This window comes from Clostridium mucosae (assembly GCF_024622765.1).
Classification (GTDB): Bacteria; Bacillota; Clostridia; order Clostridiales; family Clostridiaceae; genus Clostridium.
This window is the reverse complement of the sequence record NZ_JANKAF010000007.1, coordinates 141,917-154,661: the sequence shown is the minus strand read 5'-3', so window position 1 is coordinate 154,661 and position 12,745 is coordinate 141,917. Positions and strand designations below refer to the sequence as shown.

At 28.0% G+C, this 12,745-nt stretch carries 14 protein-coding genes; all 14 read left to right on the top strand.

Going from position 1 to position 12,745, the window contains the following annotated elements; all coding sequences use genetic code 11:
• Positions 1-7 precede the first annotated feature (7 nt).
• The 14 genes from NSA50_RS10065 (at position 8) to NSA50_RS10000 (ending at position 12,719) form a co-directional block, all read left to right on the top strand.
• Positions 8-1,066 (top strand): glycosyl hydrolase family 18 protein, encoded by a 1,059-nt coding sequence (locus NSA50_RS10065; RefSeq protein WP_257444858.1) that lies wholly within the window; start codon positions 8-10, stop codon positions 1,064-1,066.
• Positions 1,067-1,410: 344 nt separating this feature from the next.
• On the top strand, positions 1,411-1,644 hold the full coding sequence (locus tag NSA50_RS10060; protein ID WP_195262665.1) for a hypothetical protein: 234 nt from the start codon (positions 1,411-1,413) through the stop codon (positions 1,642-1,644).
• 50 nt (positions 1,645-1,694) lie between these two features.
• Positions 1,695-3,101 (top strand): GH1 family beta-glucosidase, encoded by a 1,407-nt coding sequence (locus NSA50_RS10055; protein ID WP_257444855.1) that lies wholly within the window; start codon positions 1,695-1,697, stop codon positions 3,099-3,101.
• A gap of 147 nt (positions 3,102-3,248) precedes the next feature.
• Positions 3,249-3,977 (top strand): MurR/RpiR family transcriptional regulator, encoded by a 729-nt coding sequence (locus NSA50_RS10050; RefSeq protein ID WP_195262663.1) that lies wholly within the window; start codon positions 3,249-3,251, stop codon positions 3,975-3,977.
• A 287-nt stretch (positions 3,978-4,264) separates the two neighbouring features.
• Positions 4,265-5,704 (top strand): glycoside hydrolase family 1 protein, encoded by a 1,440-nt coding sequence (locus NSA50_RS10045; RefSeq protein ID WP_257444852.1) that lies wholly within the window; start codon positions 4,265-4,267, stop codon positions 5,702-5,704.
• A gap of 33 nt (positions 5,705-5,737) precedes the next feature.
• The gene (locus NSA50_RS10040; protein ID WP_257444850.1) at positions 5,738-6,043 is read left to right on the top strand and encodes a PTS sugar transporter subunit IIB; all 306 of its coding nucleotides are present in this window, start codon (positions 5,738-5,740) and stop codon (positions 6,041-6,043) included.
• 41 nt (positions 6,044-6,084) lie between these two features.
• Positions 6,085-7,419 (top strand): PTS sugar transporter subunit IIC, encoded by a 1,335-nt coding sequence (locus NSA50_RS10035; protein ID WP_257444848.1) that lies wholly within the window; start codon positions 6,085-6,087, stop codon positions 7,417-7,419.
• 18 nt (positions 7,420-7,437) lie between these two features.
• Positions 7,438-7,752 carry a PTS lactose/cellobiose transporter subunit IIA gene (locus NSA50_RS10030; protein ID WP_195262659.1) on the top strand — a complete coding sequence of 105 codons (315 nt, stop codon included), beginning with the start codon at positions 7,438-7,440 and terminating at the stop codon, positions 7,750-7,752.
• A gap of 201 nt (positions 7,753-7,953) precedes the next feature.
• Positions 7,954-8,580: a thioester domain-containing protein gene (locus NSA50_RS10025; protein WP_257444846.1), complete on the top strand. Its 627-nt coding sequence runs from the start codon at positions 7,954-7,956 to the stop codon at positions 8,578-8,580.
• Positions 8,581-8,609: 29 nt separating this feature from the next.
• A complete protein-coding gene (locus NSA50_RS10020) occupies positions 8,610-9,152 on the top strand; it encodes a phosphatase PAP2 family protein (protein ID WP_195428848.1) in 543 nt (180 codons plus the stop codon).
• A 101-nt stretch (positions 9,153-9,253) separates the two neighbouring features.
• Entirely contained in the window at positions 9,254-9,907 is a 654-nt protein-coding gene (locus NSA50_RS10015) for a VTT domain-containing protein (RefSeq protein ID WP_257444844.1), read from the top strand.
• A gap of 75 nt (positions 9,908-9,982) precedes the next feature.
• Positions 9,983-10,174: a peptidylprolyl isomerase gene (locus NSA50_RS10010; protein WP_195262656.1), complete on the top strand. Its 192-nt coding sequence runs from the start codon at positions 9,983-9,985 to the stop codon at positions 10,172-10,174.
• Between the two features lie 269 nt (positions 10,175-10,443).
• Entirely contained in the window at positions 10,444-11,391 is a 948-nt protein-coding gene (locus NSA50_RS10005; protein ID WP_195428844.1) for a PucR family transcriptional regulator, read from the top strand.
• A 119-nt stretch (positions 11,392-11,510) separates the two neighbouring features.
• Positions 11,511-12,719, top strand: coding sequence for a sugar ABC transporter substrate-binding protein (locus NSA50_RS10000; protein WP_257444841.1), 1,209 nt, complete (start codon positions 11,511-11,513; stop codon positions 12,717-12,719).
• Positions 12,720-12,745: the final 26 nt, after the last annotated feature.

Below are 12,745 nucleotides of genomic sequence, written 5' to 3'. Positions count from 1 at the left end.
GGTAAAAATGAATATTAACAAACATAAAGGAAAATTTATTTTAATAGGAATTGTTATCTTATTAGTTGGAGCTATCTTCTTAAAAAAGACATTAAATAAGGATAGTACTATTAAGAGTCCAAATATAATTTCTCAGGAGAAAAATAATGATATTTTTCAAAGTATAGATAATTTATCTTCATGGATAGTTTATTGGGATTTAAATGTAGATAGCGAAATAAATATGCTAAATGATAAGTTGAGTAGTATTTCATACTTTGCTGTTAATTTTAATCAAAACAACGATTTAATTATTCCTGAAAAATTAAAAGTATATTATGATAAGACAAAGTCATATAACTATGAAAAATATATAACTATTGTAAATGACGTAGTTAATGATGATGGTACATCTTCACTAAAGGACAAAGAGATATTAAATATTTTGCTTAGTGATAAATTATCTAGAGAAAAGCATATTAGTGATATAATTGATTTAGCTAAAGAATATGAATTTGATGGTATTGAAATTGATTATGAGCAAATTAAAGATGATTTGGGATTATGGGAAAATTATATATTATTTATAAATCAATTATATAATAAAGCTTTAAATAATAATTTGAAATTAAGAGTAGTTTTAGAGCCGAATGCGCCTATAGATAAGCTTAACTTTACTGAGGGACCTACATATGTAATGATGTGTTATAATTTGCATGGAGGCTTTAGTGCAGCTGGAGAAAAAACAAACCAAAAGTTTATTAAAGAGTTAATAGATAAGATGAAGGTAGTTCCTGGTGAAAAAAGTTTTGCAATTCCAACTGGTGGGTTTGATTGGAAAGATAATGGCAACACTAAATCAATATCAGAAATTGAAGCTAAACAAATATTGATTGAAAATAACATAGAAGCTAAGCGAGATGATAAAAGCAAATATTTATATTTTAATTATAAGGATAAAGAAAATATTAAACATGAAGTATGGTATGCAGATCAAGTTACATTAGAATACTTATCTGAAATTATTAAAGAAGAGGGCTATGATGTTAGCTTGTGGAGATTAGGTGGAAATTTATTTGATAATTAAAATATAGAAAATGGAGAGTTATAAAATTCTATAACTCTCTTTTTTATTAACTAATTACATTAAAATATTTTAAGTATACTTGAGGTGGTTTAGGTAATATTTATAAATATATATTATTTTATATTTAATGTATAAAGTATATATTTATAAATTTGATTAAGTTTCATAAAATTAAGAGTATATTTTTATGGAAAATGTTGCTACAATGAATATAACAATATGTTACAAAAATAAAACAAATTATAAAAAATGATATTTGTTTTATTAATTTATAAAAATAAGTTTTATTAAAAAAAATATTGTAAAATTAGTTTATAAAAAGAATAATGTAGGGGGACAAGGATATGTATAAAGTAGAAATAAACGGAGTTCAAATGAAATTTATAAGAGAATTCTTTGATAATTTTGAAGATGATAAGGTTAAGCTTACAGTGCTTGATGATAGTAATAGAATAAAAATAGTTTATTCAGCAGAAACAGGTTTAACTGCTAATGAATTAGAATCTTATTTAAAATCAGAATTTAAAACAAAATCAAAGTATGGAATGAGTCTTTATTATACACTTCACGTAAAATAACATATTGAAATAAAATTAAGCTTATTTTTATAAATGGGAGGAAGAAATAAATGAAGTTTGCAAAGGATTTCTTATTTGGAGCAGCATCTGCATCATATCAAGTAGAAGGAGCATGGAATGAAGATGGAAAGGGGCTTTCAAATTGGGACGTATTTTCTAAGATTCCAGGAAAAACTTTTGAAGGTACTAATGGTGATATTGCAATAGATCACTATCATAGATATAAAGAAGATATAAAGCTAATGGCAGAAATGGGATTAGAATCATATAGATTTTCAATTTCATGGCCTAGAATATTACCAAATGGTGTTGGAGAAGTAAATCCAAAAGGCATAGAATTTTATAACAATATAATAAATGAATGTCTAAAATATGGAATAGTTCCATTTGTAACTTTATATCATTGGGATTTACCACAAGTTCTAGAAGAAAAGGGTGGATGGACAAATAAAGAAACTATAGATGCATTTTTAAATTATGCTGAAATTTGTTATAAAGCTTTTGGAGATAGAGTTAAGCATTGGATTACATTTAATGAAACAGTTGTATTTTGTGGATTAGGATACTTGGCAGGAGCACATCCACCAGCTATAGTTGGAGATTTAAATAAATATTTCCAAGCTACCCACAATGTATTTTTAGCTCATGCGAAATCAGTTGATTTATATAAAAAGTTAAAACAATATGGTGAGATAGGAATTACTCATGTATTTTCTCCAGCATTTAGTATAGATGATAAGGAAGAAAATATATTGGCAGCTAAGCATGCAAATGAAATCGATACACATTGGTTCTATGATCCTATATTAAAAGGTGAATATCCTAAATATGTTGTAGATATAATTAGTAAGCACGGCGTTAAAATTGATTGGAATAAGGAAGAATTAGAGATAATTAAAAATGCTTCAGATAAAAATGATTTTATAGGACTAAATTATTATCAGCCTCAAAGGGTAATGAAAAATAATATAGATGAAGAAGTTGAAAGAAATAGAGAAAATTCAACAGGAGCACCAGGAAACCCTTCATTTGATGGTTTTTATAGAACAGTTAAAATGGAGGATAAAAAATATACTAAGTGGGGATGGGAGATATCTCCTGAAGCATTTTTAGATGGACTAAGAATGCTTAAAGAAAGATATGGAGATGTAAAAATATATATAACTGAAAATGGATTAGGAGATGAAGATCCTATTATAGAGGATGAAATAGTAGATATACCTAGAATTAAATTTATTGAAGCACATTTAAAAGCTGTAAAAAATGCAATTAAAGAAGGAATAAATTTAAAAGGATATTATGCATGGTCAGTTATCGATTTATTAAGCTGGTTGAATGGTTATAAAAAACAATATGGATTTATATATGTAGACCATAAAAATAACCTAGAGAGAAAGAAAAAGGCATCTTTCCATTGGTATAAAAATATAATAGAAACTAGAGGAGAAGATATTTAAGTATAATAAAATATACTTATATTTACATGGCTGAAGTCTTAAATAGATAGATTTCAGCCTTTTGAAAATAAAAAATATAAATATTTAATGTATATTAATATATGTAGAAATAATTAAAAGATTATTTCTAGGAAAAGGAGATGAGCAATGTTTAGCTATAATAAAATACAAAATTTAAATGAGTTAGAATTATCACTTTATAATTATATAATGAAAAATAGTGAAAAAGTAATTTACATGAGAATAAGAGAATTAGCAAACGAAGCTCATGTATCTACAACTACAATTTTAAGGTTTTGTAAAAAGCTAGATTGTGAAGGCTTTTCAGAATTTAAATTAAAATTTAAGATGTATATAGAAGAAGGAAAAGAAAAGCATTTAACTGATAATACATCAATGATAATAGATTTCTTAAAAAAAGCACAAACTAAGGATTATAGAGATAAGATAGATAGAGTTTGTGATGTATTAGATAAAGCAAGTAATATAATTTTTGTTGGAATAGGTTTTTCAGGTATACTATCAAAGTATGCTGCAAGATATATTTCTGCAATAGGACGAAATGCTATATATATAGATGATCCGTTTTATCCAATTAATATTAAATGTACAGAAAATTATGTTGCTATTGCATTTTCTGTATCTGGTGAAACACCAACAGTAATAGAGCATATGAATAACTTAAAGCGAAAAGGATGTAAATCGATAAGCATTACTAATAATGAAGATTCGACTTTAGCCAAAATATGCGATATAAATATTGGATATTATGTTCAAGAAGAAAAGAATGGAGAACATGATATAACGACACAAATTCCAGCATTATACATTATTGAAACTATCGGCAGGAAGCTGTATAGAAATTATAAAGGATAGATATAAAGCATCTATCCTTTATAATTTTAAAAATAAATTTTATATATTTATGTTTTATAGAACTTTGATAGTAAATTGTAAGAAATATGGTGTTATTTAATAGTTCTATTTTATAGATATAAACATTAAAATAGTATATTAAATACTTACTTTAGTTAAAACAATTTGTTATATTTATGGAACAAATTATATAAGCTGGAAGTGTGTTTTTTAATGTATGCAAATGATTACAAAGAGTATTTTTTAATATATAATATAATCAACAAGCAAGAAGGGAGGAGGGAATCTTGATTCATAAAAAGCTAGATAAATTTAAAGAGGGTTTTTTATGGGGAAGTGCTTCAGCAGCATATCAAGTTGAAGGGGCTTATAATATTGATGGAAAAGGATTAAGTATTTGGGATACCTTCACTGAATTGCCTGGGACAACCTATAAAGGAACTAATGGAAAGGTCGCCGTAGATCATTATAAAAGGTTTAAAGAGGACATAGCTTTAATGAAAGAGATGGGATTAAAAGCCTATAGGTTTTCAATATCATGGAGCAGGATTTATCCAGAAGGAAGAGGTAAGGTAAATGAAAAAGGCTTAGAGTTTTATGATAACCTTATAAATGAGCTTATTGCTAACGATATAAAACCAATTATTACAATATATCACTGGGATTTACCACAACATCTCCAGGAGTTATATGGAGGATGGGAATCTAGAGAGATAATAGATGATTTCAATAATTATTGCATAACACTTTATAAGAGATATGGAGATAGAGTTAAGTACTGGATAACTTTAAATGAGCAAAATGTATTTATACTTTTAGGATATAAGATAGGAATACATCCACCAAAGATACAAGATGATAAAAGGATGCTTAAAGCAAATCATATTGCAAGTTTAGCAAATGCAAAGGCAATAGAATCTTTTAGGCAATATGTATCTAATGGAATGATTGGTCCAAGCTTTGCATTTACTCCTAATTATGCTTATACATGTAAGCCAGAAGATGTTTTAGCAAGAGAAAATGCTGAGGATATGAACTGTCACTGGTGGCTAGATGTATATTGCTTTGGTAACTATCCAGCTTTTGCTTTAAGTAGGTATGAAAAAGAAGGAATAGCTCCAGAGATTGAAGATGGAGATTTAGAGCTTTTAGAAAGAGGAAAGCCTGATTTTATAGGAATAAACTATTATAGAAGTGAAACAGTAGAGGCAAATTCTATAGATGGAATAAGTAATTTTGAAGAAATAAATACATCAGGAAAAAAAGGAACATCTAAGGATTATGGAATTCCAGGAAATTTTAAAACTATAAAAAATCCTAATTTAGAAAGAACAAATTGGGATTGGGAAATCGATCCAACTGGTCTTAGAATAGGGATAAGAAGAATAAATAGCAGGTATAGGCTACCAATATTAGTAACTGAAAATGGGTTAGGTGAATTTGATAAGCTTGAAGATAACGATATTATAAATGATGACTATAGAATAGAATTTATAAGAAATCATATTTTAGCTTGCAAAGAATCTATAACAGATGGAGTAGAGTTACTAGGATATTGTACATGGTCATTTACAGATTTATTAAGCTGGCTTAATGGCTATCAAAAGAGATATGGCTTTGTTTATGTAGATAGAGATGAAAAAGATGAAAAGGATTTAAGACGTATTAAAAAGAAGAGTTTCTATTGGTATAAAAATGTAATAGCAACTAATGGAGAAGAACTTTAATTATATTAAAAATAAATTTTAGGAGGAATTATTATGAAAAATATTTTATTAGTATGTGCAGCGGGAATGTCTACAAGTCTTTTAGTAAATAAGATGAAGGCAGCAGCAAAGGAAAAAGGAATAGAAATTAATATTGATGCCTTACCAGTTTCAGAATGTTCAAGGGTAATTGATAATGTTGATATAGTTTTATTAGGACCACAAGTAAGGTTCCAAAAACCACAAGTAGATGCTTTAGTTAAGGGTAGAATACCTGTAGAAGTTATAGATATGAGATTATATGGAACAATGAATGGAAAAGTAATATTAGATCAAGTATTAAAAACTCTTGGAATTTAACAAGAGGTTTAATAAATAAAAAAATATAAGGGGGAAAAACAATGAGCGTTATGACGAAATTAGAAAGCAGCATGGAAAAAATACTTGTTCCAATTGCAACAAAGTTAAATGCACAAAGACATATTGTTGCAATTAGGGATGCATTTATCTTAACCTTCCCATTAACAATGGCAGGTTCATTAATGGTATTGTTAAATAACGTTTTATTAGATCCTAATGGATTTATAGCAAAACTTATTCACTTAGGAGATTTAATTCCTAATTTAGCAGACTATCAAGCAATATTTGCGCCTGTATTAAATGGATCTTTAAACATTTTAGCAATCTTTATAGCATTTTTAATAGCAAGGAATCTTGCAAGATCTTTAGGTGCAGATGACTTATTAACTGGACTTACTTCAGTATCAGTATTCTTTATAATGTACCCATCAGCAGTAGATGGAAGTATTACAATGCAATACATGGGACCTCAAGGTCTATTCGTTTCAATAATAGTTGGATTACTAGTAGGTGAATTTTTATCAAGGCTTTCTAAGAGTCCTAAACTTGAAATTAAGATGCCAGAACAAGTACCTCCAGCAGTATCTAGAACATTTAAAATATTATTACCTATAATAATAGTAACAGTTGGTTTCTCAATTCTTAACTTTATATTAGGTAAAATTACTAATGGTGGCGGAATTCATACTATGATTTATAATGTATTACAAGCCCCATTAACTAAACTTGGAGATAACATCTTCTCAGTAGTAATTATGGTTTTAGTATCAAATTTATTATGGATAATGGGTATTCATGGACCTAATACTATAGCAGCAGTAAGAGAAACTATGTTTGCTGAACCAAATGCAGCTAACATAGCTTTCGCACAAGCAAATGGAACAGCATGGGGTGCACCATACCCAACAACTTGGGTTTTAACTGATGCTTTTGCTAACTATGGTGGTTCAGGTATGACACTTGGATTACTTATAGCAATATTCATATTCTCTAAAGCAAAGGATCAAAGAGATATTGCTAAATTATCTATAGGACCTGGATTATTCAATATTAATGAATCAGTAATATTTGGTTTACCAATAGTTTTAAATCCAATATATATAATACCATTCATATTAGTACCTATAGTAAATGTTCTTATTGGATATGGGGCAATAGTGCTTAAGATTATTCCACCTATAGCTTATGGTGCTGTTTGGACTACTCCAGGACCACTTATTCCGTTTATAGGAACTGGTGGAGTATTTATGGGACTTGTAGTAGGATTTGTGTGTCTAGCAGTCAGTGTATTAATTTATGCACCTTTCGTTATAGCATCTAATAAGGCAGCTATGAAAGCACAAGAAGAATTAAATTCAAATACAGAAACTATGTAACAGTTAGGAGAATAAGAAATGAATGAACTAGAATTAGTTGCATTTGAAATTATAAGCAATGTAGGTATGGCTAAATCTTTAGCTATGGAAGCAATAAGAGAAGCTAGAAATGGTAATTATGATGAAGCAGAAAAGAAAATAGAAGAGGCTAAAGGGTTTTTATTAGAGGGGCATCATGCACATTCTGGATTGATTCATAAGGAAGCAAATGGTGAAAAGCTTGAGTTTTCTTTAATAATAATGCACGCTGAAGATCAACTAATAAGTGCAGAAACTATAAAAGATATAGCAATAGAGCTTATAGAAATGAATAAGGAATTCAAAAAGAATTAAATATTCGTGTAAAATATATATTAAGGTAGCATCAGAAATAAATTGATGCTACCTTAATTATTTTTAGTGAATACAAAAGTAATTATGCATATAATATGGTGATTATTAGCAAAGTAAGAGTTAAAAATTAACCCTCTTAATTAGTATATTTAGCTGTAAATTGATAAAAATAGTATTGAGACAGCTAGTAGGAGGGATAAAATGAAAAGTAAATGGAAAAATGTATTAATTATTGTTGGGTTAACTTTAATATTATGTAATTGGAGCTATAGTTATTGGGCTACTAAACTTAACAATGAAGTTAAAATAACAACTGATAATTATTATGTAGGTGAAGTTGAATATGAAAATTTTAATATTAAAGCAAAAATGATAAGGGAAGTAGAAACAAATCAAATAGGATATTGCTTGGAGATAGATAAGTCTTATCCAAAGGGAGAAACATTTAAGGAAAATGGATATGCAACAAAGCAACTAGCAGGAATACTAGCTTCAGGCTATCCAAGCAAAAGTTATAGTGAATTAAAGCTTTATTCAGAAGAAGAAGCATATTTTGCAACTCAAATTGCTGTATGGAGTTTTGTTGAAGGATATGATGTAAATGGATTTAAAGGTGATACTAGAGTTGTAGAAGCTATAAAAAAGATCTATAATGAAGGAATAAGAAAAGATGAGCAATCATATAGTAATGAATATATGTTATACTACTCTAATGATAGTATACAAGATATAGCTTTAATCAAAAATGAACAAAGTAAGCTAAGAGAAGAAAATATGAGGAATGCAGAAAGAAAAAATATAGAGGGAAGTTCTATATATGGAAAGTAAATTATAGGTTCAAAAATAATGGGGGAAATATGTGGGAGTATATAAATTTAATAGATATAAGTATATTACGATTTATTAGAAATTATTTTTCAAGTCCTCTAATGGATTCCATGATGATATTTATAACTAAACTAGGAGATAGAGGATTTGTATGGATAGTAATAGGTATAATTTTATTAATAAGTAAAAAATACAGAAAAATTGGATTCACAATGTTAATTGCTTTAGCTGTAACAAGTATTATTGGTGAAGGAATTATAAAAAATATTATACAAAGGCCAAGAGCCTTTATAACTTTTCCAGATATAGAAATAATAATTAAGGCGCCTTTATCATATTCATTTCCATCAGGACATACTGCATCTTCATTTGCTGCAGCTGTGGTACTTGGATACTACATAAAGAAGTGTAGATACTTATTTTATTTTTTTGCGGCTCTTGTTGCATTTTCAAGATTATATTTATTTGTACATTACCCATCAGATATAATTGGAGGAATAGTACTAGGAATTTCATGTAGCTTAGCTACTATAGAAGTTATAAATAATATAAAAATAAAAAAACTATCATGAACATGGTAGTTTTTTATTTATTAATAATTATGTAATATATGCATTCGTTATGAATTATATAATTAGATTGTTAATAAAAATTTAAGCGAGAGGGTAACGATATGAACTTAATGTTAAAGTTTGTAGATATTATATTACATTTAGATAAATATTTAAGTGTAATAACTGCAAATTATGGAATATGGATATATGCAGTATTGTTTATAATAATATTTCTTGAAACTGGATTAGTGGTAACTCCATTTTTACCTGGAGATTCAATAATTTTTGCTTCAGGAGCTCTTGCAGCAATAGGTGCAATGAATGTAGTTAGTTTACTTATCATATTTTACGTAGCAGCTGTATTAGGTGATACTGCTAATTATTACATAGGTAAAAAAATTGGAAGTGGAATAATGGAAAAGGAAAAGGTGAAATTCATAAATAAAAATTATTTAATAAAGGCAAATAATTATTATGAGAAACATGGAGCTATAACAATAGTTCTATCTAGATTTATACCAATAATAAGAACATTTGCTCCTTTTGTTGCTGGAGTAACTAAGATGAATTATAAAAGTTTTATAAAGTATAATCTAATTGGTGGGGCTTTATGGGTGCTATTATTTTTAATCGGAGGGTTTGCATTAGGAAACTTACCAATAGTAAAAAGTAATTTTTCAATAATAGTAATTGCAATTATAATAATTTCAATTATACCTGCAATAGTTACATTTATAAAAGATAGAAAAGAAGAGTCAATAGAGCTACAATAATTAAATCCTCTTAATGAGTATAAATTTAATTTTAAAGCAAAATATAATAATATATTCATTTAGGAGGTATAAATTATGGTTATGGAAGAAATAGAAAATAAAATGAAAAGACTATATAAACAAGTAAAGTCAGGAAAGATGACTCAGGAAATAGCAGAAGAAATATCAGAGTTAGCAGATAAAGTTGGGGACATGGGTGAGAATGCTAAGGAAAGTATGAAAAATATGATGAATGATATGAAAAAAGCTATGAAAAAAATGAAATAGAGTAAAAGGCTAACTAAAAATATTAATTTTGGAATTTTTTTAGTTAGCCTTTTATATTGATATATAAAGGATGGGTAATAGATTTTGTGAAAAATTACAAAAAATATGCATCTAATTGTGATAAAATACTATTGAATAAAAACGATTGCAAGAGTATAATCAAGTTAAGATAAAGAATAAAGATAAAACAATTTATTATTTTCTGGAAACGTTACCTGTTTCATGGAGAAATAAGAAAATATAAAGTTGTTTTATAATGGGGGAAGCTTATGTATGGGTTAAAAAACTCTTTCCAAAAAATAAGTGAAGAAATTCAAATTCCCTTCAAGATAAGTGAAAAAGATGGATCTGTAATAGCTAATTTCTTACAAGGAAATAATTCGAAAATTGTAAGTAGTATTTTGAAAATGCCAACAGAAGAGTTGCTGTTAGAAACATATGAAAATTACAGTAACTGTATTAGTTTGCTAAAATACTGTTTAGAACAGGAGTTAAGCAATGCAGTGAAATCGAAAGAAGAAATAATAGCAGATATAATAAAGGGAAAAGAATTTTCTAATGATATTCTAAAAGAAGTGATAAAAGACAAGCCTTTTAAATTAATACTTATTTATTTAAAGGACAAGCAGTCTAAGGCTATAAAGTTAATAGAGAAAAAACATTTAGAAGATGAGAGTATAATAGTCATTCAAGATGAATATATTCTTGTAATAAGTAAAAATGATATCAGTGATGATAGCATTAAAGAAATTCTTCTAGGAATAAAAAAGAATATAACTGAGAAATGTTATATAAGTTATTGTAATATTGATGAGTATAATGAATTAAAAGAAAAGTTTGAGTATCTTAAAGCAAACTTAGAAATTTGCTTAAAATATGAATTGCCATCAAAAATATATACCGAAAATTCATTGCTTCTAGAAAAAATGATAAAAAACGTAGAAGAAAAAGAAATTAATAGAATATATAGGCAATTTAATGATACTTTCTCTAAATTAGATGACGATCTTATAAAGACTATAGAAATATTTTTTAGTGAAGGTCTAAAAATAAGTGAGTCTGCAGATAAGTTATACATTCATAGAAATACTTTATTTTATAGGATAGATAAAATAAAGAAAATAGTCAATTATGATATATCGAATTTCAATGAGGCAGTAGAATTTAAAATTTTATTTCTATTGTGGAAGGAATCATGGCATAGGAGTAACTTATAAAATTTTATGGTAACGGTACCGGTAAGGTTGCCTGTAAACATTAACATCAAATTAGTTAATAAACCTAAAAGGGTTTATAAATATAAAAATCTAAAATTAGATTTTGGGAGGAATTTATTATGGTAAAACGTTCAAAATTATTAGCAGTTTTAATTGCTGGTGTAATTGCTGCAACTTCTTTAGTTGGTTGTGGCGGAAAAGATGAAAAAGGAGCTACTACTAATGGTGAAAAGAAAACTTTAACAGTTTGGTCACACTTTACTACTAATGAAGTTAAAGAATTTGAAAAGGTAGCTAAGGCTTGGGGAGAAGAAAATAACGTTGAAATTAATGTTGTTGAAGACCAAGGAAAGTTCCAAGACATGATTCAAGCTCTTCAAAGTGATAATGGTCCAGACCTTGTATTAGGTGTTCCACATGATAATTTAGGAACATTCCAAAAAGCAGGTGTAATTGCTGAGGTTCCAGAAGGAATGGTTTCAGCTGATAAATATACTTCTCAAGGTATAGTTGATGCAGTTACTATAGGTGGTAAAATTTATGCAGTTCCATTTGCTCAAGAAACAACAGCAATGTTCTATAATAAAGATAAAGTTAAAGAAGTTCCAAAGACTATGGAAGATTTAGTTGCAATGGCAAAAGAAGTTGGATTTGAATATAACGTTAACGATTTCTTCTTCTCATATGCATTCTTATCAGCTGGCGGCGGATATGTTTATAAAAATAATAATGGAACATTAGATCCAAATGATATAGGTCTTGGAAATGAAGGAGCAGTAGCAGGACTTCAATTTATTTCAGATTTAGTTAATAAGGATAAATTAATGGCAGCAGATATCACTGGAGATATAGCTAAGGGTGACTTTACATCAGGTAAAGCTGGGTTCTACTTCTCAGGTCCATGGGATGTTTCAGGTGCTAAAGAAGCTGGATTAAACTTTGGGGTAGTTCCAATGCCAACTTTAAATGGTAAAGCTCCACAAACATTCTTAGGTGTTCAAACTTCATTTGTTAATGAAAATTCCAAAAATAAAGATACTGCTTGGAAACTTATGGAAGAATTCGTTAATAAAGGACAAGATGTAGTATATAAAACTGGTAGCAGAATTCCTGTAGCTAAAGATTACGTAATTGATGATGAATATACTAAGGCATTTATGGAACAAGCAAAAGTTGCTATGCCAATGCCAAACATAGTAGAAGTTCAAGCTATGTGGGAACCAGCAGCAAACAACTTAAAGTTATTAACAGCAGGATCAATAGATGCTAAAACAGCTGGGGAAAATATAGTAAATCAAGTAAAAGAAGGTATAAAACAAATAAAATAATATATGTAGCTAAATAGAGATAGGTG

Coding starts and splice junctions, on each gene's coding strand:
- NSA50_RS10000 (WP_257444841.1), top strand. CDS start 11,511: ATGGTAAAACGTTCAAAATTATTAGCAGTTTTAATTGCTGGTGTAATT.
- NSA50_RS10065 (WP_257444858.1), top strand. CDS start 8: ATGAATATTAACAAACATAAAGGAAAATTTATTTTAATAGGAATTGTT.
- NSA50_RS10005 (WP_195428844.1), top strand. CDS start 10,444: ATGTATGGGTTAAAAAACTCTTTCCAAAAAATAAGTGAAGAAATTCAA.
- NSA50_RS10010 (WP_195262656.1), top strand. CDS start 9,983: ATGGTTATGGAAGAAATAGAAAATAAAATGAAAAGACTATATAAACAA.
- NSA50_RS10030 (WP_195262659.1), top strand. CDS start 7,438: ATGAATGAACTAGAATTAGTTGCATTTGAAATTATAAGCAATGTAGGT.
- NSA50_RS10020 (WP_195428848.1), top strand. CDS start 8,610: ATGTGGGAGTATATAAATTTAATAGATATAAGTATATTACGATTTATT.
- NSA50_RS10015 (WP_257444844.1), top strand. CDS start 9,254: ATGAACTTAATGTTAAAGTTTGTAGATATTATATTACATTTAGATAAA.
- NSA50_RS10035 (WP_257444848.1), top strand. CDS start 6,085: ATGAGCGTTATGACGAAATTAGAAAGCAGCATGGAAAAAATACTTGTT.
- NSA50_RS10060 (WP_195262665.1), top strand. CDS start 1,411: ATGTATAAAGTAGAAATAAACGGAGTTCAAATGAAATTTATAAGAGAA.
- NSA50_RS10050 (WP_195262663.1), top strand. CDS start 3,249: ATGTTTAGCTATAATAAAATACAAAATTTAAATGAGTTAGAATTATCA.
- NSA50_RS10040 (WP_257444850.1), top strand. CDS start 5,738: ATGAAAAATATTTTATTAGTATGTGCAGCGGGAATGTCTACAAGTCTT.
- NSA50_RS10025 (WP_257444846.1), top strand. CDS start 7,954: ATGAAAAGTAAATGGAAAAATGTATTAATTATTGTTGGGTTAACTTTA.
- NSA50_RS10055 (WP_257444855.1), top strand. CDS start 1,695: ATGAAGTTTGCAAAGGATTTCTTATTTGGAGCAGCATCTGCATCATAT.